Raw genomic sequence first — 26,254 nt, forward strand, 5'->3', positions numbered from 1 at the left:
GGTCACCCTTTTTTTATGCCCAGCCAATGAAAAAAAATGTAAGAATCGGATTTCTCGGAAGTGGATGGGCCCGTATTGCACAGGCTCCGGCATTTTCCTTGATGGACGATGTGAGCCTTGCCGCCGTGGCAAGCCCCACCGACATGCACCGCACGAAATTCATGGATCGGTTCGGCATCCCGAAAGGCTATGCTGACTGGCAGGCACTTCTTGCAGAGGACCTTGATCTTGTCTGCGTGACAACTCCGCCATTTCTGCATCGCGACATGGTGACGGCACTTCTCGGGAGCGGCAAAAGCGTCATCTGCGAAAAGCCCTTTGCCCTCAATGTTGGAGAAGCGGAAGCGATGTTCAATGCATCACTTTCTTCTCCCGGTCTTGCAGTGCTCGACCATCAGCTCCGCTTCCACCCTGCCGTGCGGACCATGAAGCAGATGATCGAGAGCGGGGAGATCGGCCGGCTTCATGATGTACGCAGCATTGTCAACCTTTCCAGTCGTAACCGTCCGGATCAGCCATGGTCGTGGTGGAGCGACAGCGCGCGGGGCGGAGGAGCCCTTGGCGCAATCGGTTCACATCTGATAGACCTCAATCGTTTTCTCGTTGGGGAGATAAAGGAGGTTTCCTGCAGCCTGACTACCAGCATTCCCAGGCGGCCCGACGGCGAGGGGAGGCAGCGCCCGGTAACCTCCGACGACAGCTTTGCCATGATGATGCGTTTCGGCCCCTCAAGCATGGCTCTTGCCGCTCCCTCTCTGATGCATGTGACAACTGTCGGCGCATACACATGGTTTTCCTTTGAGGTTTCGGGCAGTCTGAAAACCATCCGGCTTGACGGTGCCGGCCGGCTCTGGGAAATCACCCCCGATAAAGCCAAAGGGGGACGAAGTCTGATTGACACCCCCCGTTGGAAGCAGATCGAGCCCATCCTGCCATGGGACGAACTTGTCCTGCAGGAAAAAATCCGTCACTCCTCACTCGCGGTCCATGGCATTTTTGCCGTCGGATTTGCTTTTCTCGCCCACCGCATGGTCAAAGCCATCCGTAATGGTGAGACCCGGATACCCGACGCCGCGGGATTTGCTGATGGCCTCGTCATCCAGAAAATCATCCGCGCTGCCCGTGACTCCAGCGATACCGGAAGCTGGATTAAACCATTCTGAAACAGTAGCTTCCGCTCAAAACCTCAAAGAGGTAAAACTGCCTGATTTGGTGATTGGGTCAGGGTTTTGTATGTTAATGCAGAATTGTTTCGTGTACGAATATTTGTGTACGAAAGAATATTTTTTTTCAATCGGATTTCCATTGAAGTATGGAGCAGGAAGGGTTTTCAGATGTTGGTGTGGGGGTGCGCGGGTTTCAGGCCTTGCGCCGGATAGTGCGCGCCCTTGATGTCCATTCCCGAAAACTCTATCGGGAGTGCAACATTACTTCCCCTCAGCTGCTCTGTCTGCACAGTCTGGAGAAACAGAGAGACCAGACGCTGTCCAGAATGGCGGTGGAGCTCAATTTGAGCGTCAGCACGATGAATGGCATTGTTGATCGTCTTGAAGCCCGTGGGCTGGTGCTCCGGTCGCGCTCAGAGAAGGATCACCGGAAGGTGCATCTCACCATTACCGCTGAAGGGACGCTGCTGCTCTCTTCTGTTCCCGAGCTGATGCGTGACTCTTATTCCCGCGCATTCGGCTCTCTTTCAGTGGGCGAGCAGGAGCTTCTTACCGGGCTGCTGGTCAAGCTGGCAGACCGCTTTGACCCCGTGCAGAGAAGTACTGGCGGTTCTCCGGAAATCATATAACCCCTGTTTATGACTTTATCACAAGTACAGAAAAAGATTCTTACTACCATTGATCCCCATGCAGGAGTAGCGCAGTGGACCGACTGGAAATGGCAGATGCGCAACAGCATCCGTGACCTTAAAACCTATGAGTCCCTTCTTGGAATTGAGCTTTCCCATGAGCAGCGAGAGGCGTTCACCCAGACTGCGGCGAAATTTCCGATGTCGATCACCCCGTATTATCTCTCGCTTATCAATACCGCCGACATGGAGAATGATCCGGTGTTTCTGCAGAGTGTGCCTTCGCCGCACGAACTTCACATTCTGCCGGGAGACATGGCCGATCCGCTTCACGAGGACCGCGACAGCCCTGCACCCTGTGTGACCCACCGCTATCCGGATCGGGTGCTCCTGCTTGTCAGCAACACCTGCCCTATGTACTGCCGGCACTGTACCCGGAAACGGAAGGTTGGCGATCAGGACACCATTCCATCCCGTGAGGCTATTTCAGCGGGGATTGAGTATATCCGCCAGACGCCCCGTGTGCGCGATGTTCTGCTGAGCGGAGGTGATCCGTTTCTTCTTTCGGATGAGTATCTTGACTGGATTCTCGCCGAGCTTCGCGCCATTCCACATGTGGAGATCATCAGAATCGGGACCCGAACCCCGGTTGTGCTTCCACAGCGCATTACGCCGGAACTGGTTGCAATGCTGAAAAAGCATCAGCCGGTTTGGGTGAACACCCATTTCAACCACCCGCGGGAGCTGACACAGTCCTCGAAAAACGCTCTTGCAATGCTGGCTGACGGCGGTCTTCCGCTGGGCAACCAGACGGTGCTGCTTTCGGGCATCAACGACTGCCCCCGAATCATGAAGGCGCTGGTGCACAAGCTGGTTCGCAATCGTGTACGCCCTTATTACCTCTACCAGTGCGATCTGTCTGAGGGGCTCTCTCACTTCAGGACTCCGGTGGGCAAGGGAATTGAAATTCTTGAAAGCCTGATTGGCCATACCAGCGGGTTCTCGGTGCCAACCTATGTGATTGACGCTCCCGGTGGAGGAGGAAAGATTCCGGTAATGCCGAACTATCTGATTTCATGGTCGACCAATAAGGTGGTGCTGAGAAATTACGAGGGGGTCATTACCACCTACAAAGAGCCGGATTCGTATGAGCCAACATTCTGCGACCGGAACTGCGACCGCTGCGATCTTCAGCTTAACCTGAGCGATGCGGACGAGGGTGAGTCGATCGGCATTCAGCAGCTGCTGTCTGACTATGATGAAACCATTTCGCTTGTGCCTGCCTCCAATGAGCGCTTTTCCCGACGCAAGGATGAAGAGCAGCCGGGCGAATGAGCTGGATTGATTATCTGATATTCGGGGCATATATGGCGGCGGTGCTGGGCATCGGCGTCTACCATTTCCGGCGCAATGGCGACGCTGAGGATTACTATGTGGGAGGGCGGAGCATCAGCCCCGGCCATGTCGGACTGTCGATTGTGGCAACCGATGTTGGGGGTGGCTTTTCCATAGGTCTCGGTGGCGTTGGCTTCATGATGGGGCTCTCGGGCAGCTGGCTGCTTTTTACCGGTCTTGCTGGAGCATGGCTGACGGCGGTTTTTGTGATACCGAAAATCAAGCGCATTGATGCACGAAAAGGGTTCATGACCTACCCGGATTTTCTCAGGGACCGCTATGACGGCCGGGTTGCCCTTTTTGCTGCCATTATTTCGGGGCTGGGCTATCTGGGCTTTACAGCGGCACAGCTCCTTGCCGGCGCCAAGCTGGCTTCAGCCACAATCATGACGCACAATCCCTTCGGCATGGAACCGCTGTTTTTTGCGCTGGTGGTGATAGCATGCGCAACCGTGCTCTATACTGTCATCGGCGGGCTGAAAGCGGTCATCTATACCGATACGGTGCAGTGGATCATTCTGCTCAGCGGACTCCTGCTGGTCACTGTTCCCTTCACTCTTGCCCGTATCGGTGGATTCGGCGCACTCAGAGCTGCGCTGCCTGAGCATTTTTTCTCCCTGACGGCCATATCTCCCGTTCTTTTCATCAACTGGATGGTCACCATCATTCCTATATGGTTCGTGGGGATGACGCTCTATCAGCGGATGTATGCCTGCCGTGATGAAGCCGATGCCCGCAAGGCATGGTACATTGCCGGTTTTTTCGAGTATCCGGTGATGGCTTTTACCGGCGTGTTTCTCGGTATGTGCGCACGAGTTGTTTTCCCTGAGGCGGAAGCCGAAATGGCCATGCCCATGCTTATCCGCGATATTCTTCCCGTAGGGGTGACAGGTATCGTGATTGCTTCCTATTTTTCGGCAATCATGTCAACGGCCGACAGCTGCATGATGGCCTCATCGGGGAATTTCACCAATGATATCATCAGCCGCTTCATTCCCTCTTCAGCCACCAGCGACCGTCGTCTTGTGAGGATTTCCATGGTTGTCACCCTCGTGGTGGGCCTGCTCGCCTTTCTGCTTGCTGTCCGGTTTACGACTGTTCTGGGTGCCATTCTGCAGGCATATGCGTTCATGGTTTCCGGACTTTTCATTCCGACTCTCGGGGCCTATTTCTGGAAAAGGGGGTCATCTGCGGGTGCGCTTGCCGGAATGGTCGGCGGAGGATCCCTGACGCTGCTTTTGATTGCGGGAGTGCTTCATCTTCCCGATGGCTTACAGGTTCTCGGGCTGGACCCTGCGCTTTATGGCATCCTCTTTTCAGCGCTGCTTTTTGTTCCCGTTTCGCTTACCCTTCCCGATAAAGAGGCAAACCAATGAAGAATGATATCATAGAGCGCCGACACGGTGCCCTCATCCAGCACGGGCCGAAAAGTGCGAGAATTTATGTGATGGAGTGTGCCGGTGCCAATCCCGAAACCCTTGTCCAGGAGCTTCTTCTGCTCGGAGCTGAGCGCGGATACGGAAAAATATTTGCGAAGGTTCCTGAACCCGCTTCCGCTGCATTCCTTCGGGCGGGATTCCACGAAGAGGCTCGCATCCCCGGATTTTTTGCCGGTGAAGAGACCGCCCTTTTCCTTGCCCTCTTTATTGATACCCGGCGAGCCCGGAGCGTTGACGAAGGAGAGATTGAACGCATTGTCACCCTCGCTGTGAATGCGGAGGTCCGCTCTCCCGGTCCGCTTCCCGATGGCTGTATGCTCCGCATCTGCACCCCCGATGACATTCCCGCCATGAGCAGCATCTATCGGGAGGTGTTTCCTACCTATCCCTTTCCTATTGAGGATCCGGCCTGGCTGCTTGAGACCATGCGTACCCATGTTGATTATTACGGTGTAAGCTACAAGGGTCGGCTTGTGGCCCTTGCCTCTTCTGAAATGGATCTGGAGGGAGGAAGTGTGGAAATGACTGATTTTGCAACACTTCCCGACTGGCGGGGCAATGCTCTTGCCCTTCATCTGCTTCAGGAGATGGAGGAGGGAATGCGTCGTAAGGGAATGAAGACTGCCTACACCATTGCCCGTGCGCTGTCGGGAGGTATGAATATCACTTTTGCACGCAGAGGGTATCAGTTCAGTGGCACCTTGGTCAACAATACCAATATTTCCGGCGGGATTGAAAGCATGAATGTGTGGTTCAAGCCGCTCTAAGAGTTATCAGCTCTGCTGATAGGTGTGGACACTGTTTGCCGCTGTTGGCAGGTAGTTGACGCCGAACCAGCTGACCAGCAACACAAAAAAAGCCAGGGCGAGATACCACTGCAGCTTCAGTCGATTGACTGTATGGCTGATGGCATGCAGATATCCGAGATAGATGAGCCAGGCAATGAACGCCCAGGTCTCTTTCGGATCCCATGACCAGTAGTTTCCCCATGCGTCCTTTGCCCACAGGGCACCGAATATCAGCCCGAAGGTCAGAAAGACGAATCCCAGAAGTGCCAGATAGTGCGAAAGCGCGTCATAGCTTTTCTCCTCCTTGAGTCGCCATGAGAGGAAAATGTTGTGCCATGCGGCCACCGATGAGGCTGCAAGCAGCACATAGCCAACCAGATAGACGACAACATGAGGGATGAACCAGGGGCTCTGGAGTGCAGGCATCAGGGCTTTGTCAAACACCTCGGGGTGGAGCAGGTTGATGGTGAGGAAAAAAGCGGCCAGCCCCATGCAGTAGTACTTCAGCCATGAGATTTTCCACCGGTATTCAACCAGCAGTCCTACGAGCGGGATAAGCGCGGCGTACCAGATTCTTGTTTCTCCCAGTGTTCTGAGTGGCGGGCGCTCAAGGGCTTGCCAATAGATGGCAATGAAGGCTATCATGATCAAAGAACCGCCAAGGTTCAATGCGGTTGCGGTTTTTCTGATGGCAGGGCTGCTTTTTGCGGCAATGCCGAGCATGGAGCCCGATAGCCAGAAGGCTATCGAGAGATATGCCGCTGTAGTAAAATCAATGATCATGATGAAGCTCCCGATTTTTTGATGCCATTCCAGAAAAACAGCGTGTTTGCCGCAAGCATCATGAAAAATCCAAGATAGACCGCCGGAAGCCATGGGTCGCGGATGACTTCAAGCAGGCTCAGTGTCGAAAACTTTCCAGACTGCTCGTCATAGCCCATTTGATAGATTTTCCATCCTTTGAAATTGACCGGCTTGTTGACCTCAAGATCGGCAATGGTTTCATTCCCGTTTTCGTCAGAGAGGGTGACTGCCGAACGGAATGATTTGGGTGATCCCGGCACCATGAAGAGAAAGAGCCCGTCAAGATCTACAGCTCCCGGTTTGAGCATTGGACCACCGGTGCTGAGCCATGTTTCGCCCTCACCGGCAGCACCGCTTATGCTGACTTTGGCAAAAGGAATCCCTGTCGCCGGTTCTACCGGTACGGGAATGCCATCTTTGCCGGGCAGTCCGGAGGGGATGAATTCAATGACCTTGACGCCGATGCCTTTCCATTCGGCAGTTGCGCCTGTGCGGACTTCCGGAATTGCCTGCGAGCTGTTCATGACGAGCCGGTCGTTCTTCGGGTCGTACAGCATGAGCTGGGGAGGGTACTCCTCAATGGAGAAATCGTGCAGATAGACGGAAAACGGGAGCTCCTGTGCAGTTCTGCTTTTCATGATGTATCCCCGGCTGTTGGCCTGGCCCTCCTCAACGGGAACAACAAGGCGCTGGAGATCGGAGCTGCCGAAAATTCCGCATGAAAGGGCTATCCAGAAACCGGCATGGAAGAGGATGAACTGCAGGTTTTTAAGGCGGAAAGGAACCAGTTTCCATGAAAGGGAGAGGCCGAGATTGATGAGAAACAGGGCGACGACGAGAGCGAACGGCCAGCTGGAAAAAATGCTGTGCAGCCCGAGTCGGATTGCTGTGGGGTTGCTGCCGCTCTCCTGGGGTACCATGCCGCCAATGAAGGAGAGAGCGGCAAGCGTGAGAATCAGCGACAGGCCGAGGGGGATGCCTCCCAGCCAGGCAACCAGGCGGTTGTTGCGGTAGCTGAGGCCTGTTGTCAGTATGAGCCCTCCAAGAATGGTGAGCGTTATGGCATTCATCGGCCACACGGGCATGGTGATGCCTGAACCGCCCAGAGCAAATTGTATGGCAAAGCCTGCGGCGTTCAGCAGGATGACGATCAGTGCGGCTTCCCTGAATTCCCAGGGGCTCTGAAAGAGTTTTCGTCTGTCAGCTTTCATGCTTCATGATTGGATGTGAATGGCTGAATGTTTGGAGAGCCGCAGACTGGGCAGCGTGGATCGCACCGGACAGGCACTTTTCTGAATTCCATTGTGAGTGTGTTGCAGGTGAGGAGCGTGTCGTAGAGAGGGTCGCCAAGAGCGAGCAGTACCTTGAGCGCTTCAGCGGCTTGTATGGATCCGATTACTCCTGCAATGGCTCCGATTGGGCCTTCGCCGGAAGCAGTGGGGGGTTCGTCGTCTTCATGGAAAAGACAGTGGCAGCAGGCGGTTCTGCCGGGAATGACGGTCATTGCCTGACCGGAGAACTGCTGAATGCCACCGTGGGAATATGGTTTTCCTGCCGCATGGCAGGCTCTTGAAATGAGGAATTTTGAACTGAATGAATCCGTTGCGTCTACCACGAAGTCGTACGAAGCAATAATTTCCAAAGAATTCCCGGTGGTGAGCCGGAACGGGTAGGAATGAATGATGAGTGAGGGGCGAAGTGCCTGTAATCGTTCTTGTGCTGAGTCAACCTTTTTTGTGCCTATGGCGGCGGTGGTATGCAGAATCTGCCGTTGCAGGTTGCTGCATTCTACCTGGTCGTCGTCCATGATGCCGATGGTGCCGACTCCGGCTGCAGCAAGGTAGAACGCTGCCGGGGAGCCGAGGCCACCTGCACCGACAATGAGAACTTTGGAGGAAAGAAGTTTTTCCTGTCCTGATTCGCCGATTTCCGAAAGAGCAAGATGGCGGCTGTAACGCGCTCTCTCTTCTGCCGTCAGCTGCAAGGGAGTGTATTGCGTGAGGGTCCGTTATAGGCCGGTTCCCAGTTTTTGAAGACCGGTTCAATCCGGCGGCTTCTGAGCGCCTGGCAGAACTCTTCAGCCGTGCGGCTGTCTGAAATTTCAAACTGCCCCTCCCCGGAGTTTTCTCCTTCAAGGTATCCGCCAACTGTGGTACGGCTTGCAATGCTCATGCGCGTGATGGCAAGCCCGGCCATGCCGTCTCTGAACGAAGGTTTTTCGCGGGTGGAGAGCACCAGTTCAACATCCGGCATGGCTATGCGGAAAGCCAGGATGATGCGTGCCAGAAGGTGGTCGTCAACGGGGTGGGTTGGCTCATATCCTCCCGTTTGCGGGCGCAGGCGCGGAAATGAGATGGATATGCCTCCGCGCCAGTATGTTTTTTCAAGATGGCGGGCGTGGCGGTAGAGCATGAGAGCGTCCGTTACCGGATCGGAGAGGCCGAACAGGACGCCGAGGCCGATGGTTTTTATTCCCCCTTCAAGAGCCCGTTCGGGTGTTGCAAGCCGGTAGAGGTAATCCTTTTTTGGACCCCAGCGGTGGAGAGCTTCGTATTGCAGGAGGTCGTAGGTTTCCTGATAGATGGTAATGCCGGTGCATCCGCTGCCGGCAAGCTCACGGTACTCTTCAACACTCATCGGGAAGGCCTCGACAGTGACCCGCTGCATTGATTCAGCGGCAATGTCCACTGCGCGCTTCAGGTATTCAAAGCCGACGGCCGCGGTTCTCTCTCCGGTGAGGAGCAGGATATCCTGTATGCCGAGCTGCTTCATGGCGGCAATTTCACGACGGATTTCCTCCTCATCAAGCTTGCGGCGGGGGGTGGTTCTGTCTGAAGCGAAGCCGCAGTATGCGCAGCCGCTGGAGCAGTAGTTCGAGAGATAGAGCGGCGCGTAAAGGGGCATGGTGCGGCCGAACCGCCTGAGAGTCATTGCGCGGGAACGGGCCGCCATGGTTTCAAGGCTTTCGGGCGACCGGTTGCGAAGCATGGCTTCGAGCTCCCGGCAGTCATTGTTGTCCGTCAGCCAGTCGGGCAGGATGGTCATGACTGCTCTCCAAGAAAGGAGGTGAGAGGGCTGGTCGCTACCGCTTCCCGGCTTTCTCTCATCAGTCCTGCTTTGAACGCCCGACGGCCCGCATCTGTTGAATCCCTGAAAGCGGCGGCCATTTCTGCGGGGTTATCGGAGGCGGCTATTGCGCTGTTGACGAGCACGGCGCTGCATCCCATTTCCATTGCCCGTGCAGCTTCAGATGGGGCGCGCAGGCCGGCATCCACAATGACTGGAATGGAGCTTTCACGGATGATGATGCTGAGCATTGCAGCCGATGCCAGCCCCTGACCGCTGCCGATGGCTGAACCGAGAGGCATGACTGAAGCGCATCCTACCTCTTCAAGCCGTTTGGCAAGGACGGGATCGGGGGAGATGTATGGCATGACCAGAAACCCTTCCGATGCAAGGACCCGTGCGGCTTCCATTGTTTCAATCGGATCGGGCATCAGGTGCTGCGGGTTCGGGTGGATTTCCACTTTGATGAAGGGACTTCCGGAGAGTTCACGGCTGATATTGGCAGCCTTGATGGCTTCCGCAGCTGTTGAAGCACCGGAAGTGTTTGGCATGAGGGTAATGCCCGGCAGCTCGGAAAGGGGACCGAAAAGGTCGTCCTCCAGCTGTTCACGGTTGAAGCGCCGCAGTGCTACGGTGACAAGCTGCGCGCCAGAGGCTTTCACGGCTTCCAGCATGACGGCTGCGCTGCTGAATTTTCCGGTTCCGAGAATCAGGCGGGAAGAAAAGGTATGTGCTGCTAACTGCAAGTGGTCCATAAGTAGGGTATCATTCTCTTTTGTTGCTCATCCCCCGCCGGCAAACACAAGGATTTCAACCCGGTCACCTTCACAGAGAGCATGTGCCGTGCGTTCCGGGGGGCGGACAACCTGATCGTTGACAAGGGTTGCTACGGTTTTTCCATCGGAGCCGATACGAGTCAGAAGATCAATAATGGTTGAGTCTTCCGGAAGGGATTCGGATTCTCCATTGAGTTGAATTGTAATCATTTTGAGTGGTTTCTGCACGATTTCTTTGGGTCTCTTTTTCACCCGCACCCTTCAATAGCCTGTTCCAGGTCGGCCTGAAGGTCGTCGGGGTGTTCAAGACCGACGGAGATTCTGACGAGGCCCTCACTGCACCCCCTTTTCATTCGCTCCTCTGGCGAGAGTGCCCAGAGTGTCATTCTTGCCGGTGAGGCGATAAGCGATTCCACGCCTCCGAGGCTGTCAGCAAGGAGAAACAGCTTTACCCCTGAAATAAGTTTCCTGACGGCCTCCATTCCTCCTTTCATTTCAATTGTGAGCATGCCACCGAAGCCGCTCATCTGGCTTTTTGCCAGAATGTGCTGCGGATGTGAGGAGAGCCCGGGGTAGAGCACCCGTTTGACTGCCGGATGACTTTCAAGAAAACGGGCGAGCTGCATGGCGTTGGCTTCATGCTCTTTCATGCGGACCTTGAGGGTTTTCAGCCCCCGCATGACAAGCCAGCAGTCCCAAGGGGCAGGAACTGCTCCGGCTGCAGCCTGGTATGTTTTGACTGTTGCGTGCAGCTTTTCCTCATTCGTAATGACCGCTCCACCCAGCACATCGCTGTGGCCGGCGAGGTATTTGGTGGTGCTGTGTATGACAATGTCGGCGCCGCACTCAAGAGGGCGCTGGAAATAGGGGGAGAGAAAGGTGTTGTCGACAGCCAGAAGCATTCCCCTTTCATGGGCCGCCTGTGCCAGTGCCCTGATGTCTGCAAGGCGCATCAGCGGGTTGCTCGGGCTTTCCACCCATATCACTCTGGTTTCAGGCGTGCAGGCATCCAGATAGCTTTGTGTTGTGGAGCCTTCCGCGTATGATGTGGTGATGCCCATAGGACGGAGAAGCTCTTCAAAGATTCTGTAGGTACCACCATAGATGTCAATGCCGGAGACAATATGGTCGCCGGGTCGGAGAAGATGCAGTGCGGCCATGGTTGCCGCCGCTCCGGAAGCGAAGGCCAGACCGTAGCGGCCGTTTTCAAGAAGGGCGAGCGCCTCTTCAAGCGCCTGGCGGGTGGGGTTGCCTATTCTGGAATAGACAAAACCCCCTTTGTACTCCAGCTGTTCGCGTGCAAAGGTTGAGGTCTGGTAGATGGGTACCGTTACCGACCCTGTTTGTGGGTCGGGCGCCTGTCCGTCGTGAATGGCGAGGGTTTCAAAATGCATGGGCGGTCTTTGTTTTCTACAAGGTAGAAAGATCCCCCGGAAAAACCGCCCCGCCTTCAGCTGTTTTCCAATGCCCGGTCAAGGGCATCGATAAGGTCAAGTGGATGTTCAATACCTATAGAGAGGCGGATGAGGTCCTCTGAAAGGCCGCTTGCCCGCAGTTGTTCCTCTGTTGTCTTGGCGCCGTAGCGGTTGCGTGATGCTCCCTTCAAGAGCTTCGGCGGTCGGGTTTATCAAGCGGGTATAGATGCTGCTTGTGGTTTGTGGTAGTAACGATTGTTCCTATAATTCCGTGTGTTTTCCAAATAAACATTCTGTTTATTGTTCTTTTGGTGGCTGAATGGAAACATCTTTTTAGCAGGAGAGGTTGGATTATGGGATATATCGAGGCGGTCTGCATCAGCAGGGAGAAGGGTGAATTGAAAATGGCGGTGCAGGAAATTGCACTGAAAGCTGATTGGGGGATTGAGGGCGATGCTCATGCGGGCGACTGGCACCGTCAGGTGTCATTGCTTGCGGGCGAGAGCGTGGACAGAATGCGCTTGAAAATGCCCGAGCTTGCCCATGGCATGTTCGCAGAAAACATGGTGACCCGGGGGATCGACCTTTCTGCTCTCAAGGTTGGTGACCGGCTGGAGATTGCGGGCAATGCGGTGCTGGAAATAACGCAGATCGGCAAGGAGTGCCATAATGGAGCTTGCCCCATCCAGGTAGCGACGGGGGAGTGCATCATGCCTACCGAGGGGCTTTTCTGCATAGTAAAACGGGGCGGAACAGTTCGTCCGGGGATGGCTGTAGGGCTTATGGCGTGAGGTTAACCGCCGATCTCAGACATGCTTCTGCCCATTGAGCTTTCGCCCCGGTCCGTTGTTTTGCCGTCTTCTGGTTTCAGGCGTACTGACTGCCTGACAAGCTCAAGCAGGTTTTCCCGGCTTTCGCCATTGCGGATGGCGGAGAGCATGTCAATCCCCTCCTTTTCATACAGACAGCTGACGAGATGACCGTCTGCCCTTATGCGGAGCCGGTTGCATCGGCTGCAGAAATTTCTCGTGTAGGCGGGTATGATTGCCCATGAGCCTCGGTAGCCGGGAAGGGTGAAGCTGAAATATTCGGTGCCCGACCCCTGCAGCTCCTCCATTCCGGGATGAGCGGACTGAAGCAGTCCGCGAATCTTGTCCATTCCGAGAAATTTGCCCGTTCTCCATATCTGGTGGTCGTCAAACGGCTGAAGCTCCATGAAACGGACGCTGATTGGGTGTTCTCTCGTTAGGTTGGTGAAGTCCTTGATTTCATCGTCATTGATTCCCCGGAGCATCACCACATTGATTTTCAGCGGAACGCTTTCGAGTGAAAGAAGCCTGTCAAGGTTGGCTTTGGCGCGTTCAAATTCATTGCGCCGGGTAATGGCGAGGAACCGGTCAGCGCGAAGGCTGTCTATGCTCATGTTGACTGCGTCAATGCCGGCAGAAAGGAGCGCGTCCAGATGGCGGTCGAGCAAAAGGCCGTTGGTGGTGATGCTGACGGTTTTTATCCCGGGGGTGTTTTTAGCGGTGGCAACCAGATCGGCAATGTCGCCACGCAGCAGGGGCTCTCCTCCGGTGAGGCGAATTTTGGTGATGCCTGCTTCTGCGAGGACGCTTATGAGGGTGGTGAGTTCGGTGAAGCTCATTTTTGTTCGACCGGAACTATCGCTCTCATGCTCTTCGCGCATGCAATAGGCGCAGCGAAGGTTGCATGCGCCTGTGACGGCAATGCGCGCATAGCTCACCTGCCGGTGAAAGGTGTCGGACAGAGGGGGTGAGGTGTTCGGGGTACTGCTGCTCAAGGGCCGGTGTTTCAGGGTTCTTGTCTTCAAAACGGAACCATGCAAGATATCCCTTCTTTGGGTGGTTGCCAACAGGAACTGCCAGGCCCCCTGAGATGGGGGCTTGTGGTGAGGCTTCGCCGGCGGCAGGGTGGTTCAGTTGACGCCAAGGATGACGCTTGATGCCTTGAAGGCCGTACAGGCGTGTCCGCCCTCTTTGAGGCCAAGCTTTTCTGAACTTCCGCGGGTGATGATGGCCGAGATGACATTGCCGCCACCTATTTCCACATCGACTTCGGTGCTGACAGGCCCCTCAATCAGTTTTGATATGGTGCCGCACATGAGGTTGCGGGTGCTCAGGTGTGCATCGTGCAGATCCTTGCCGATGATGATGGAGCTTGACTTGATGATTGCGTAGGCGCTCATGCCCTCTTTCAGTCCGAGGTTTTTAACCGCTCCGTTTGTGATGATGGAGGTGATGCGGGCTCCCCCGGAAAGCAGCAGGAGAACTTCAGCATTGACAGCGCCAGGCGTAATCTGTTCAACGGTACCGGAAAAGACATTGCGTGCACTGATTTTCATGGAAATCATTTTAAGGAATTGGTGGAGTTTCCTGGTGTTGCCAAGCCGTTCTTCAAGATTGTGGAGATATTTCCGGTGTTCTTCCTGAACCACCCGGAACTGTTCAAGCACTTTTTTCCCTTCACGGGTGAGTATGGTTCCTCCTCCCCCTTTGCCTCCGGCCGTGCGCTCAACGAGTGGTTTGTCGGAAAGGTTGTTCATCATGTTGACGAGGTGCCATGCGGTTTTGTAGCTGATGCCGACCGCTTTGGCTGCGCTGTTGATGGATCCAAGCGCCTCAATCTGCTCAAGCAGCACAATCCTGTCGCCGCCGAGAAACCGGTTCTGGTCTTTCTGGAACCAGATGGTTCCTTCAAGCCCGATGTCTTCATTCATGCATTGTGCCATAGGGTTGCAGAGTTCTGCGTCGCCAGGTTTTTTTGCTCCTTTATACTTCAATGCAATATATGTCAATCAGAGCATCATTCACTAGCGTTACGCCGTTCCTCCTGTTTTTTTTAAGGTATGAGGCAGCAGATGGACGGGGTTATGAAAAAAAAACCGGCGCACGCAGATGCGCCGGGATACGGAAAATTTCAGTAATGGAATGCCAGCGTGGCGACAAGGGTGAACGGGACTCCGGGCTGGTACGATGTTTTCAGGGTTTTATAGTCGGAGGTGCTGATCATGCTGACATAGTTCTTGTCGAACACATTGATGAGTGAAAGTGAACAGTCAACATTGTTGAACCCGAGCATCGGTCGCGACCAGGTGAGGTCCAGGTCGCAGACCGTAGCGCCATCAATTTTTTCGTTGTGCAGCACATCCCCGTAACGGGTTGAGCTGTATCGGACGATTGGAGAAATGGTGAAGTCTCCAATCCTGTAGCTGAGCATTCCCTTCGCCATGAACTCCGGCGCATCGGGTACCTGGTCACCCTTGACATCAATTGGAGTTTTGTCTACATCGGAGTAGATCTCCTGGTCGAAGTAGAACCGGTTCCATGAGAATGAACCGTAACATTTCAGGTCGCGGGAGGGCTTGTAGTCCGCTTCAAGTTCAATGCCGTATCCCTTGGCGTCGGCGTTATTCATCGGGTATGTTGCATTAAGCGCCGGGTCGTAGAGCACCGCCTGCTTGTGGTTGTGGATGGCATAATAGATGGTCGGGGCGAGGCTCCAGTTGGTGCCCTTCATCTTCATGCCAAGCTCGAAGTTCTGTGCTGTCTCCATTTCGCGGGCATCCCAGAGCTCCTGGAAGGTGATGCCGTTGTTTATGAAACTTGTGGCGTTGGAGATGAAGTAGGGATAGATGTCGACATGGGTGACATAGTTTTCTCCGTAGGCGAGGTGAATCGATGTATCATCATTGATGAACCTCGTCAGCGTCAGGTTTGGAAAGACGCGGCTGAAGGTTTTTGCTGCTGTTGCGCTTCTTGACGCGTCTATTAACGGGTTCGAGGCGAGAGCCTCGTCGTAGCTGACATCTCCGATGCCGGTTGTTGTGTAGGTGATGATTGAGGGGAGGGTGTAGTTGACATACTTCAGGCCGCCCTCAATACGATAGTTCCCCGTGCTGTACTTTGCTTCAATGAAGGGTTCGTGCAGTTCGTGGCTGGAGGTGTTCGAGAGGATGGACCAGTTTTTGAATACAAGGTCCCCTGCAGTGGATACGGTGTAGTTCTTCCATGAGGAGGGAGGTCCCGGCCGTTCCTGGGTGTGGTAAAGGTATCCAAAATCAAGATCGATATCCCCGAGTTTTGTTGAGTATTCAGCCAGTACCCCTTTAAGGTCATGCTCGATGTCCCACTCCCGGACGAGGTTCGTTCCCGGTGTTGGGGTTATGGTTTCCATGTAATACCCTTTGTCGCTCCAGTAGTAGGGTTTGATGTTCAGCTTCGAGCTGTCCCCGGTTTTGATTTCCAGGTTGGCCATCACCATCCAGTCCTCAAACTCGTTCTTGTTGTAGTCGTAATAAAAAGGGTCTGCAGGATTGGTGCTGAAGTCTTTGCTGTAGGCCGTGTCGAGGTCCGAGATTTCGGCATAGCTGAGTGAGCGGTAGGGATGGATCAACCCTTTGCTGTAGGTAAGGAACGCTTCAAGCTTCACCCGGTCGCTGAAGGTTTCGCTGAAGCCCAGCATCATGTTGTTGCGGTTGCTTGCCCCATCCCCTTTCCATTTTTCAGCGTAACTCGTTGAAGCTGATCCAAAAGCCTTGAATCCGCCGCCGAGCTCACCCGTATCGATTCTCAGATAGGTGCGCCCGAAATTGTTGCTGCCCACGCTCTGCTTTACATCAACGCCGAACTCGTCAGCCGGACGCTTGATTTCCATGTCGATTTTGCCTCCTACATTGGCAAGGCCAAGCCCCTTGCTGGCCGGCATGACTCCGCTGTAGATGGTGATGTTCTGCATGTTCTCAAGATCGTAGATGGTTGCTCCGCCTCCAGGCCTGCCGGTGAGGGGAAGCCCTTCCACATTGGCGGTTGTGGATGGAACGCCGCCTGCCGTTGCCTCAACTCCACGGAACTTGAATGATTCATGGTAGTTGGATATGTCGGCAAGCCCGTATGGGTCGACGCTCTGCTGGCTGAGTGAGGGCATCATGTTGATGACCTTATAGACCGACATCTGCGAGGGGTTCAGTACGGCCGATTCGCTGCCGGTGACCTGCTGCAGGATGTCTCCCTTCTGGCCTGAAACGGTGATTTCCTCAGAAGTGTAGTAATGGAGAGTGCTGTCAGGCATTATTTCGGTTCCCCGGGCCGCTGTTGAGAGCAGGAGTGCCATGAGTCCAAGGAGGGCGGGGGCTGCTGTTTTTTTCATGGTTGTGTGGTATGGTTTGTGTGTCGAAATCGTTATGTATCTGTGGTTATAGCGACTGGTGTGAGTTGCTCAGAGCTCCAGTGCCCCGGTGTCAGTCGTTATATAATCTACGACATAACGATAAGTGTAAAAAAAAGAACCTGTTGATGTCGTTCCTTTTCTGTAGAAATATATTCAGGAAAAAAGAGTGCTGCCTTTCCGATATGAAAAGACAGCACAGATAAAACATTCAGTGGATGATGTGCGCTTCGCAGGCTTCACCTTCTTCAAGTGCATCAAGGATTTCATCAACTTTCTCTTCGCTGTCGACCTCTCCGTACCAGAAGTTTTCAGGGTAGATGACAACAATCGGTCCTTTTTCGCAGAGGTTGAGGCAGGCGGTGGCCGAAACGGCGACATCGCTCATGCCGCGGTCGGCAAGTTCGCTTTCAAAGTAGGGAATCAGGCTGAGCGACTCTTTTTTGTGGCAGATTCCCTGAGGGGCTCCCTGTGCGCGGAAACTGGCGCAGACGAAAATGTGGTGTTTTGGCTTATCCATGGCGGCTTTGGTTGTTTAATGGTTGTTCAAGACGATGTCATTTCTGTTTCATGAGGGGAGAGCCTCTATCCGCATCCTCCGCCTGTTCCGCTGCATGCGTGGCGGCTGGTGTTTTTGGTCATGTGGCGTATGTCTTCTCCCCGGAAGATCCCTCCGATGGCGTCTTCAATGACCCCTTCGAGTACCATGACTTCAATTCCTGAGGCGTTGAGTACTTTTGTGGGTGAGCCTCCGGCTCCGCTGGAGAGAACTCCTCTGCAGTCACTGAAGAGCTCGGCAAGTGCCTCCCAGCGCTCATTGCCTCCACCCGTAGGCGGGGCAGGACGCGTTTCAATGAACCGGCAGGTGTTGCTTTTGGAATCAAAACCGTAGATGAGAAAACGGTCTGCTTCGCCGAGGTGCTGGTTGACGAGAACCCCCTCCATACTTGCAACGGCGAGATAGGGACGGTTGTCATCGGGGTTTTTCGGCAACCTGGAGGCTTCGCTGAGCTTCTCCATCATGTCGTCGCTGTTCATTTCTCCAATGATGCCGACCGCATCGGCACGGCAGCGGGCGCAGTGCTTCATCTGTGGCAGGTACTCCGAGGTGGTTTTCTGGATTTCAGTCACCATTGCGGGGGTTGGCTCGTCAATGTTTTCAAACACGGTCTCCTTTGTGTTGTAGTAGGGGAGACAGTTGAGAATGTCGGCACCGAGGGAGGCTACGGTGCGGGCAACGGTTTCAACATGGTGGTCGTTGACGCCGGGAATGATGATGGTGTTGACCTTTGCTGTAATACCACGAGCCTTGAGCTCTTTGAGCCCTTCAAGCTGTTTGCCGATGAGCAGTTCGGCAGCTTCAATGTCGCGGTGCATCTTTTTCTCATGGCGGACCCAGGCGTAGATTTCGGCTCCAACTGCGGGGTCGATGGCGTTGATGGTAATGGTGACATGGCTGACCTCAAGCTCTGCGAGTTCATCGATATAGGGCAGCAGGTTCAGTCCGTTTGTTGCTACGCAGAGAAGCATTTCGGGGTACTCCTTGCGCACAAGGCGCAGGGTTTCCATGGTCTCGTCGGGGTTGGCAAAGGGATCGCCGGGGCCGGCAATGCCTACGACGGAAATGTTGGGCGAGAGTTCCACGGCTGCTTTCAGATAGTGGAGCGCCTGGCCGGGGGAGAGCAGTTTGCTTGATACCCCGGGGCGGTTTTCGTTCATGCAGTCGAACTTCCTGTTGCAGTAGTTGCACTGTATGTTGCACTTCGGGGCAACAGGGAGGTGGATGCGGCCGAAGGTGTGGCGCGATGCATCGTTGAAGCAGGGGTGATTTTCCAGTTTAAGTGCCATTGTCTTGCTCCCGTTTACAGATAAGTGTAGCCGATTTCAGAATCATCCTGTCGCTGCTGAAGAACCATGTTGACGATGCGGTCGAAGAGTTCAAGCGTGCCGCGGTATCCAAGATGGTGCAGCCGCTGTCCGCCGAACCGGTCGTGAATCGGGAATCCGATCCGCAGGAGCGGGATATCGTTTTTTCGTGACATTGTATAGCCTTTGCTGTTGCCGATGAGGAAGTCGGGGGCAAGGAGTTTGGCTTCGTCTTCAATGTCGACGAAGTCAACGCCGTCTCGTACCTTGATGCCTGTTTCCTCAAGATCTGGTACCAGCTCCTGCAGCTTTTTCTTCAGCAGCCCGCTTTTGCCTCCTGAGGCCACCAGAACGGGAACCATGCCGATTTCACGGAGGAAGGCAGTCATGGAGATGACCAGATCTTCCTCGCCGTAGACGATGACCTTTTTGTCGAACACATATTTATGTCCATCAGCGTAGGCGTCTACCAGACGGCGGCGTTCGTCATCGTATTTTTCAGGCTGCGCCTTCTGGCTGATGGTTTCGAGCAGGCTGAAAAAACGGTCTGTTTCGCGGATGCCGATGGGCATGGGCAGCTGGTAGCGGGTGACACCGAACTTCTCCTCAAGCCATGCTGCGGGTGACTTTGCATCGGCGAGTATTGATGTGAATTCAATGCTGCCGATGGCGCTGCCGGATAGCGAGATGGCGCTTGCAGGGGTGCCGCCGGGTGGAATGCGGTGGTACTCTGCCCAGGGTCCGCCGTCCAGGGTTTTGGAGTAGTCGGGCAGCATCATGCAGGGAAGGCTGAAGTCGCTGAAAATCTCCCTGAGGTGGCGCAGGTCGGCCGGCGAAACCATGTTGGGAAAGAGGTTGACCAGCTGCTGCGGGGTTCCCTGCTCGGCGAGGGTTTGAACTGCGGCGTGTACTGCTCCATGGAAGCCGTCGATGTGAGTGCCCTGATAGCTCGGGGTTGAGGCGTGAATCATCACCGGCATCGGGGCGGCGTTCATCTGCTCTTTTTTGTATTCCCGCAGGATGCCCTTGACATCGTCGCCGATGGTTTCCGACAGGCAGGTTGTTGCCAGCCCTATAACTTCCGGCCGGTACTGCTGGGTCACATTCTGCAGTCCGAGCTTCAGATTGTGGCTTCCACCGAACACTGCGGTGTCTTCATTGAAGTTTGACGAGGCTATGTCGATAGGCTCTTTGTAGTGGCTGATCAGGTAACGGCGGATATAGGTTGCACACCCCTGGGAACCATGCAGGAAGGGGACGCAGTTTTCAATGCCCCTGAATGCCAGGCATGCGCCAAGGGGGTTGCAGAGTTTGCAGGCGTTCTGGGTTGCGGTTTTTGCGTGTTTCATTTCTGTCCTCCTTTTCTCGGAGCGAACTGCCATACCGGGCTCATGACCGACTGGTACACTTCAAGGGCGAAGTTGTACATGCCGATAAAGCCGGCAAGCGGAATTTTCCGTTCGTGGTTGTGGTCGCAGAATGCTACCCCGAGCTTGAAGGCAATGGGGCGCTCCTTGACGCCGCCTATCAGAAGGTCGGCCTCTTTTTCAAGAATGAATTTTGACAGTTCCACCGGGTTTGAATCGTCAACAATGACGGTTCCCTCGTCGCTCATCTCTTTGAGGTTGCGGTAGTCCTCACTGTTTCCTGTCTGTGAACCGGCCAGTACCACCGACATGCCCAGTGAACGAAGCGCCTTGATGAGTGAGAAGGTTTTGAATGCACCGCCTACATAGATGGCCGCTTTTTTCCCGGACAGTGCAGCCTTGAATTTCTGCAGCTGTGGATAGAGTGTTTCCACTTCGCTTTTGACAATCTCCCTTGCCTTTTCCATGATGTCGGGCCTGTCGGGAAAATGTTTTGCTACATCATACAGGGCACTTGCCATGTCTTCAATGCCGAAGTAGGAGACCCGCATGAAGGGTATGCCATATTTTTTCTCCATATCCTGAGCAAGAGAGGTCATGGAGCCAGAGCACTGTACGACATTGAGCGCGGCGCCATGAGCTTTGCGTACAGCGTCTACCCGACCGTCACCGGTCATGGTGGAGACGACCTGGAGCCCCATTCTTTCATAGTATTCGCGGATGATCCAGGCTTCACCGGCAAGGTTGAACTCACCGAGAATGTTGAGGCTGTATGGGCTGATGTCATCCGTTTCACCCGTACCGACCAGTTTCATCAGGGAAATGCAGGCTGCCCGGTAACCATCTTTCTTGGTTCCCTTGAACCCTTCTGAGTGGACGGGAAGAACGGGTATGCCGGTCTCTTTTGCAACTTTTCGGCAGACAGCATCAATGTCGTCGCCGATGATGCCGATGATGCAGGTTGAGTAGATGAATGCCGCTTTTGGCTGGTACTGCTCTATAAGTTCAATAAGTGATGCGTAGAGTTTTTTTTCGCCTCCGAAAATGACATCGGTTTCCTGGAGGTCAGTGGAAAAGCTGAGGCGATGGAGTTCGGGGCCCGATGAAACCGAGCCGCGGATGTCCCATGTGTAGGCTGCACAGCCGATAGGGCCGTGAACCAGATGCAGGGCATCGGCCACCGGATAGAGGACGACCCGTGAACCGCAGAAGACACAGGCTCTCTGGCTGACGGATCCTGAAAGACTGGTGGTTTCACAGGAGAGGTCAAACGCCGCGCCGCCATCCTTTTTTTCAAAGATCTGTTTCTCCCTATCTTTGAGAATCTGAATCTGTTCCATGGCAGGCGTTCTTTGTTTAAAGATGTTTCCGTTCAACTCCCTTCGTTTCCTTCAAGGTGCCTCCGGGTTTCGGAGGCACGCTTTTTCGGGCGAAGGTGTTACATGACCAGTTCGAACTTCTCTTCAGGTGCTTCACGGTCCTGGCGGTCCATGAAGACGCTGAGGATTTTTTCAACCAGCCTGAGGCCGCCACTGTACCCCACAGAGGGGAAGTAGCTGTGACCGATTCGGTCGACAATCGGAAACCCGAAGCGGATGAAGGGGATGTTTTCATCGCGGGCAATGTATTTGCCGTAGCTGTTTCCGATCAGCAGATCAACCGGCTCATTCTTCATCCACTGGTGGAGCAGGAATGTGTCGGCACCAGGTCCGTTCTTGAAGTTTGCTCCGGGTGAACGCTCGAGGATTTCCGCCATCCGCTTTTCAAATCGTTTGCCGGGGGTACCGCTGACGATGTGAATAGGCAGCATGCCGAGGTCGAGCAGGAACTCGGTGAGCGGTATGAGCTGGTCGGGGTCGCCGAACAGTGCAACCTTTTTGCCATAAAAGTACTGGTCCATATCAGTCATGGCGTCAAGCAGGCGGCCTCGCTCGCTGGTGATTTCATCGGGCACCGAAACACCGGCAGCTTTTGACAGCGCCATGATGAAGCGGTCAGTTGCTGAGATGCCGATGGGCATGTCGACCGTTTCAAACGGCACGCCGAATTTCTTGTCGAGCGCAACTGCTGCGGGTTCAGCACTGATGCAGCCAAGAGCAATTGAGGAGAGGCTGTCGCCGGTGCTTTTGAGCTCCGGAATGGTGACGCCGCCTTTCGGATAGAACTCGTGTTTTCCTGTCTGCGGTGCATCGAGTACATCTGAAGTGTCGGGGAAGAGAACGATCCTGGCTCCGAGCTCTTTAGATATCTTTTTGATTTCGCGCATGTCGGAAGGTTCCATCCATCCGGCAATCAGGTTGACCTGCTCTTTTTTCTCTCCTGTCGATTCAGCGAACTGCTCGGCCATGCCGACAACCATGTTGGCGTAGCCGGTGACATGCGAGCCGACAAAGCTCGGGGTGCTGGCATAGATGACATGCTTGCCCTCGGGTATTTTGCCATCGTCTTTCGCCTTCTTTGTGATCTGCTGAAGATCATCGCCGATGGTTTCCGACAGGCAGGTGGAGTGCACTGCAATGATATCGGGGTCGTACACCGAAAAGATGGTGTCTATGGAGGCCAGCAGGTTGGCCTGTCCTCCGAACACCGAGGCTCCTTCGGTAAACGAGCTGGTTGCTGCCATCACCGGCTCTTTGTAGTGACGGGTGAGCATGCTGCGGTGGTACGCGCAGCAGCCCTGTGAGCCATGGCTGTGAGGCAGGCAGCCATGAATGCCGAGTGCTGCATAGAGGGCTCCGACCGGCTGGCATGTTTTTGCCGGGTTGATCGTCAGCCCCTCGCGCACTTTAACCTCTTTTGTGGTGTGTCGTAATAGCATAATGGAATAGTCTCCGTTTTCCTGGGTTACTGGGTGACATACGAGGCGCTGAGCGACTCTTTTTCACTGTCTGCGGTTTTCTGCCATGGGGCCTTGATGAGTTTCCATACAGGATTGTTCACCATGCGGTCGATGTCGCGATAGAAGTTGACCGCACCTTCAAATCCTGTGTAGGGACCGCCGTAATCGTAGCTGTGAAGCTGCTTGAGAGGGACACCCATTTTCTGCACAACATATTTTTCTTTGACGCCTGCGCAGAAGATGTCGGGCTTGTAGATCTCAATGAGCTTTTCTGATTCATAGTGGCTGATATCGTCAACGACCAGCGACTTTTTCATCATCTGCTTCATCATCCCCTCGTAGCTGTTGATTTCAAGCCCTTTTGCCTTCAGCTCTTCAAGTTCCGCTTCGGTTTTGCGTGGCTTGTAGAGTTCCGGATCTGCCTCAATCTTCAGTTCCTCAATGTTTTTGCTGTCGGCGTCAACCTTGATGTTGGGCAGTACTTCACGGCCTTCGTAATCGTCTCGGTGGGCAAACTCATATCCTGCTGCAACTGTTGTCATGCCGAGCTCACTGAAGAGATCCTGATAGTGGTGAGCGCGCGATCCGCCAACAAACAGCATGGCAGTTTTGCCGCTGGTTCTTGGAAGGATTTCATCAATCACCTCTTTGACCTTCGGCATCTCCTCCTTGATGACCTCTTCAACTCTCGCTTTCAGTTCAGCATCACCGAAGTATTCGGCAATTTTGCGCAGCGACTTGGCGCTCGACTCAGCCCCGATAAAGTTGATTTTCATCCAGGGTATGCCGTATTTGGTCTCGAGCATATCACCCATGTAGTTGATGGAGCGATGGCACATGATCGCATTCAAATCGGCCATATGGGCGTTCTCAAGCTGACCGACTGTTGAGTTGCCGCTGAACGAGGAGTTGATTGTGAGGCCGCACTTGTTGAAAATGCGCTCAATTTCAAATGCATCGCCGCCGATGTTGTACTCACCGAGCAGATTGAGCTTGAACTTGCCCTCTTTTATCTCGTTGTTCCTGCCGACCATGTGCTTGAAGATGCCATTGTTGGCTATGTGATGGCCTGCTGACTGGCTGACCCCGCGGTAGCCTTCGCAGCTGAATCCGAATACATTGCAGTCGCCGAACTTCTCCTTCATTTCCCGTGAGGCGGCGTGCACATCATCACCAATCAGCCCCACGGGGCAGGTTGAGAAGATTGCTATGGCTTTGGGGTGGAAGAGGTCATAGGCCTCCTGAATTGCCACCTTCAGCTTCTTTTCGCCACCGAACACAATGTTCTCCTCCTGCATGTCGGTCGAGAAGCAGTAGGTGATGAAGTTTGCATCTGCATCGGTTTCCGGCTTTGTCTGGTTCCTCCGTGTCAGCCAGCTGTAGAAACCGCAGCCGATGGGACCGTGTGTGATGTTGACAACATCGCGGGTCGGTCCGAGCACAACACCCTTGCAGCCTGCATAGGAGCATCCCCGCTGGGTGATGATGCCCGGTACGGTGCGCACATTGGCCTGAACCTCAGGGACGGTTTCCGGGTCATTGATGATGATGGACTTGTTGCGCTTTTTTGCAACCTTGGCCGGGTATTTCTCAATCAGTTCCTCCCTGACCTGGGAAGGATCCGGGAATTGGGTTTTCGACTCCATGTAAATTTCTCCGTTTACACCTGTGTTGATGATAGTTCTTCAGTTCAGTGCAAGGTCTCCAGCTTCGCCGGTTCGTACCCTGATGGTTTCAGTAATCGGGGTGACGAAGATTTTTCCGTCTCCGGGCTTGCCTGTCTGATTTGTCTTTATGATGGTGTCAATTGCCGTCTGGCACTGTTCATCGGGCACGACAACGGTCAGTATCCGCTTTGCGACAAGCCTTGGCGCATTGCCAAGCTGGGCGATGGCTTCGGGATGTCCCTCTTCGGCTCCATGAAGAATGTCGAAATGTACCTGCCCCTTGCCCCGGCCCATGACCCGTCCGGTTGCTGTGAAGCCCGGTATGCCGGCATCGACGAGCGCCTTTTTGGTCTCGTTCACCTTGTTGATCCGTATGACTGAAATGATTTCTTTCATTCAAGCCTCCTTTGCTGCTGCCAGCGTCGGTTCGCTTTCCTGCATGCCGGTGCTGATGGTGTAGACCTCTTCAACAGCTGAAACGAAGATCTTACCGTCACCGAACTTGCCCTCGCCTGTGCTTTTTGCATTGTCGAGAATTGACTGGATTACAAAGTCCTTGTCTGCGTCGGGCACAACGGTGAAGAGCATCTCTTTGGGGAGTTCATCGTAGACGACATCGCCTACCCTCAGTCCGCGCTGTTTGCCCCGTCCTACAACCGAGATTTTCGTGACTGCCGGGTAACCTGCATCGAGCAGCCCCTGCATGACCTCATGTACTTTTTCGGGCCTGACGATTGTTCTGATCATTAACATATCTGTATACTCCCTTGTTATTAGTTGGCGATACCGAATTCAATGAGAAGCGACTCAAGCTCTTCAATTTCAAGAGGCTTGGGGATGACGAACATTTTGTTGTCGTTGATTTTCTGTGCAAGGGCCCTGTACTCGTCAGCCTGTTTGTGGGTCGGATCGTAATCGATGACTGTTTTACGGTTGATTTCAGCCCGCTGCACAAAGTTGTCGCGAGGCACAAAGTGGATCATCTGTGTGCCGATTTTTCTTGCCAGCTCCTCAATCATTGCCTTCTCGTTCTCTACCTGGCGGCTGTTGCAGATTAGGCCACCAAGGCGGACGCCGCCGGCATCTGCGTATTTCAGGATACCTTTGCAGATGTTGTTGGCTGCATACATGGCCATCATTTCTCCAGAACAGACGATGTAGATTTCCTCGGCCTTTCCATCACGGATAGGCATGGCGAACCCGCCGCATACCACATCACCAAGCACATCGTAGAATACATAGTCGAGCTCCCATTCATCGTCGTAAGCGCCAAGCTGCTCAAGCAGGTTTACCGAGGTGATGATGCCACGGCCTGCGCATCCTACACCAGGTTCAGGACCACCGGACTCGGTGCAGCGGGTGTTTTTGTATCCCCCTTTGATGATATCTTCCAGTTCAACTTCTTCACCCTCTTCACGGAGCGTGTCAAGCACGGTTTTCTGCTGCAGTCCGCCGAGGAGGAGACGGGTGGAGTCAGCTTTCGGGTCACAGCCGACAACCATGACTTTCTTTCCCATTTCAGCAAGAGCGGCAACTGTGTTCTGAGTAGTGGTTGACTTGCCGATACCACCCTTTCCGTAAATCGCTACTTTTCTCATGTTGTCTTGTCTTTGAGGTTAATATTGCTTTTTCTCTTAACTATTAAGGATGCTATTTCTGTTTTCCTTAATAGTTATGCCATTTAACTGCAATATGCGTGCCAGACTTTGTGGGTTGCGTGTCTGAAAGGGTTGAGCGGATGCAAAAACAGTGGTGATGCCTATCTGGAAGGGCCCTTGGTGATCTGACGAAAATTGTTTTTTTCGGGACTGCTCATTTCCGTGCTCTTCGCGTTCCAGTTTGCTGGTTTT

The 26,254-nt window shown here is 54.1% G+C and carries 26 protein-coding genes; 6 read left to right on the forward strand and 20 right to left on the reverse strand.

All coding sequences use genetic code 11. From position 1 onward, the window contains the following. The first annotated feature begins 26 nt into the window (after positions 1-26). The 5 genes from EKD02_RS03765 to ablB all read left to right on the forward strand — a co-directional run bounded on the left by EKD02_RS03765 (position 27) and on the right by ablB (position 5,396). Positions 27-1,163, forward strand: coding sequence for a Gfo/Idh/MocA family protein (locus EKD02_RS03765; protein WP_011890603.1), 1,137 nt, complete (start codon positions 27-29; stop codon positions 1,161-1,163). A 149-nt stretch (positions 1,164-1,312) separates the two neighbouring features. Next, on the forward strand, positions 1,313-1,795 hold the full coding sequence (locus EKD02_RS03770; protein ID WP_011890602.1) for a MarR family winged helix-turn-helix transcriptional regulator: 483 nt from the start codon (positions 1,313-1,315) through the stop codon (positions 1,793-1,795). A gap of 9 nt (positions 1,796-1,804) precedes the next feature. Continuing rightward, entirely contained in the window at positions 1,805-3,130 is a 1,326-nt protein-coding gene (kamA, locus tag EKD02_RS03775) for a lysine 2,3-aminomutase (RefSeq protein WP_126383868.1), read from the forward strand. Continuing rightward, the gene (locus EKD02_RS03780) at positions 3,127-4,566 is read left to right on the forward strand and encodes a sodium:solute symporter family protein (protein WP_126342118.1); all 1,440 of its coding nucleotides are present in this window, start codon (positions 3,127-3,129) and stop codon (positions 4,564-4,566) included. The genes kamA and EKD02_RS03780 overlap by 4 nt, the downstream gene beginning before the upstream one ends. Continuing rightward, a complete protein-coding gene (gene ablB / locus EKD02_RS03785) occupies positions 4,563-5,396 on the forward strand; it encodes a putative beta-lysine N-acetyltransferase (protein WP_126383870.1) in 834 nt (277 codons plus the stop codon). The genes EKD02_RS03780 and ablB overlap by 4 nt, the downstream gene beginning before the upstream one ends. Positions 5,397-5,402: 6 nt before the next feature. Here ablB and EKD02_RS03790 read toward each other — a convergent pair whose 3' ends face one another. Genes EKD02_RS03790 through EKD02_RS03825 form a run of 8 tightly spaced genes read right to left on the reverse strand, consistent with a single transcriptional unit; the run spans position 5,403 to position 11,669 of the window. After that, a complete protein-coding gene (locus tag EKD02_RS03790) occupies positions 5,403-6,200 on the reverse strand; it encodes a cytochrome c biogenesis protein (protein ID WP_126342122.1) in 798 nt (265 codons plus the stop codon). Then, complete coding sequence (locus EKD02_RS03795; protein WP_126342124.1) at positions 6,197-7,432, reverse strand: cytochrome c biogenesis ResB family protein; 1,236 nt, start codon at positions 7,430-7,432, stop codon at positions 6,197-6,199. Before EKD02_RS03795 ends, EKD02_RS03790 begins: the two co-directional genes overlap by 4 nt. After that, positions 7,429-8,205 (reverse strand): HesA/MoeB/ThiF family protein, encoded by a 777-nt coding sequence (locus EKD02_RS03800; RefSeq protein WP_126342126.1) that lies wholly within the window; start codon positions 8,203-8,205, stop codon positions 7,429-7,431. Before EKD02_RS03800 ends, EKD02_RS03795 begins: the two co-directional genes overlap by 4 nt. After that, a complete protein-coding gene (thiH, locus tag EKD02_RS03805) occupies positions 8,196-9,266 on the reverse strand; it encodes a 2-iminoacetate synthase ThiH (RefSeq protein ID WP_011890595.1) in 1,071 nt (356 codons plus the stop codon). Before thiH ends, EKD02_RS03800 begins: the two co-directional genes overlap by 10 nt. Then, positions 9,263-10,042 carry a thiazole synthase gene (locus EKD02_RS03810; protein WP_011890594.1) on the reverse strand — a complete coding sequence of 260 codons (780 nt, stop codon included), beginning with the start codon at positions 10,040-10,042 and terminating at the stop codon, positions 9,263-9,265. Before EKD02_RS03810 ends, thiH begins: the two co-directional genes overlap by 4 nt. Positions 10,043-10,069: 27 nt before the next feature. Continuing rightward, complete coding sequence (gene thiS, locus EKD02_RS03815; RefSeq protein ID WP_041470201.1) at positions 10,070-10,273, reverse strand: sulfur carrier protein ThiS; 204 nt, start codon at positions 10,271-10,273, stop codon at positions 10,070-10,072. Between the two features lie 38 nt (positions 10,274-10,311). Next, entirely contained in the window at positions 10,312-11,457 is a 1,146-nt protein-coding gene (locus tag EKD02_RS03820) for a trans-sulfuration enzyme family protein (protein ID WP_011890592.1), read from the reverse strand. A 56-nt stretch (positions 11,458-11,513) separates the two neighbouring features. After that, the gene (locus tag EKD02_RS03825; protein WP_126342134.1) at positions 11,514-11,669 is read right to left on the reverse strand and encodes a PLP-dependent transferase; all 156 of its coding nucleotides are present in this window, start codon (positions 11,667-11,669) and stop codon (positions 11,514-11,516) included. A 162-nt stretch (positions 11,670-11,831) separates the two neighbouring features. On the opposite strand from EKD02_RS03825, the gene EKD02_RS03830 reads away from it, so the two are divergent. Then, entirely contained in the window at positions 11,832-12,269 is a 438-nt protein-coding gene (locus tag EKD02_RS03830) for an MOSC domain-containing protein (RefSeq protein WP_011890591.1), read from the forward strand. 2 nt (positions 12,270-12,271) lie between these two features. On the opposite strand, the gene moaA is transcribed toward EKD02_RS03830, so the two are convergent. The 12 genes from moaA to nifH form a co-directional block, all read right to left on the reverse strand. Next, entirely contained in the window at positions 12,272-13,282 is a 1,011-nt protein-coding gene (moaA, locus tag EKD02_RS03835) for a GTP 3',8-cyclase MoaA (RefSeq protein WP_185805693.1), read from the reverse strand. A 135-nt stretch (positions 13,283-13,417) separates the two neighbouring features. Then, positions 13,418-14,230 (reverse strand): TOBE domain-containing protein, encoded by an 813-nt coding sequence (locus tag EKD02_RS03840; protein WP_126383947.1) that lies wholly within the window; start codon positions 14,228-14,230, stop codon positions 13,418-13,420. A gap of 188 nt (positions 14,231-14,418) precedes the next feature. Next, positions 14,419-16,647 carry a TonB-dependent receptor gene (locus EKD02_RS03845; RefSeq protein ID WP_126383874.1) on the reverse strand — a complete coding sequence of 743 codons (2,229 nt, stop codon included), beginning with the start codon at positions 16,645-16,647 and terminating at the stop codon, positions 14,419-14,421. A 229-nt stretch (positions 16,648-16,876) separates the two neighbouring features. Then, a complete protein-coding gene (locus tag EKD02_RS03850; protein WP_126342142.1) occupies positions 16,877-17,185 on the reverse strand; it encodes a (2Fe-2S) ferredoxin domain-containing protein in 309 nt (102 codons plus the stop codon). Positions 17,186-17,250: 65 nt separating this feature from the next. Then, entirely contained in the window at positions 17,251-18,513 is a 1,263-nt protein-coding gene (gene nifB / locus EKD02_RS03855; protein ID WP_011890585.1) for a nitrogenase cofactor biosynthesis protein NifB, read from the reverse strand. 14 nt (positions 18,514-18,527) lie between these two features. After that, positions 18,528-19,880: a nitrogenase component 1 gene (locus EKD02_RS03860; RefSeq protein ID WP_011890584.1), complete on the reverse strand. Its 1,353-nt coding sequence runs from the start codon at positions 19,878-19,880 to the stop codon at positions 18,528-18,530. Further along, a complete protein-coding gene (nifE, locus tag EKD02_RS03865; protein ID WP_011890583.1) occupies positions 19,877-21,238 on the reverse strand; it encodes a nitrogenase iron-molybdenum cofactor biosynthesis protein NifE in 1,362 nt (453 codons plus the stop codon). Before nifE ends, EKD02_RS03860 begins: the two co-directional genes overlap by 4 nt. A 98-nt stretch (positions 21,239-21,336) precedes the next feature. Further along, positions 21,337-22,716 carry a nitrogenase molybdenum-iron protein subunit beta gene (gene nifK, locus EKD02_RS03870; RefSeq protein WP_011890582.1) on the reverse strand — a complete coding sequence of 460 codons (1,380 nt, stop codon included), beginning with the start codon at positions 22,714-22,716 and terminating at the stop codon, positions 21,337-21,339. A gap of 26 nt (positions 22,717-22,742) precedes the next feature. Continuing rightward, positions 22,743-24,383, reverse strand: a complete 1,641-nt coding sequence (gene nifD / locus EKD02_RS03875; RefSeq protein WP_011890581.1) for a nitrogenase molybdenum-iron protein alpha chain — start codon at positions 24,381-24,383, stop codon at positions 22,743-22,745. 39 nt (positions 24,384-24,422) lie between these two features. Beyond that, entirely contained in the window at positions 24,423-24,800 is a 378-nt protein-coding gene (locus EKD02_RS03880) for a P-II family nitrogen regulator (protein WP_011890580.1), read from the reverse strand. Further along, on the reverse strand, positions 24,801-25,157 hold the full coding sequence (locus EKD02_RS03885) for a P-II family nitrogen regulator (RefSeq protein WP_011890579.1): 357 nt from the start codon (positions 25,155-25,157) through the stop codon (positions 24,801-24,803). A gap of 20 nt (positions 25,158-25,177) precedes the next feature. Then, positions 25,178-26,002, reverse strand: coding sequence for a nitrogenase iron protein (gene nifH, locus EKD02_RS03890; RefSeq protein ID WP_011890578.1), 825 nt, complete (start codon positions 26,000-26,002; stop codon positions 25,178-25,180). Positions 26,003-26,254: the final 252 nt, after the last annotated feature.

Source organism: Chlorobium phaeovibrioides, from assembly GCF_003968655.1.
Classification (GTDB): Bacteria; Bacteroidota; Chlorobiia; order Chlorobiales; family Chlorobiaceae; genus Chlorobium; species Chlorobium phaeovibrioides.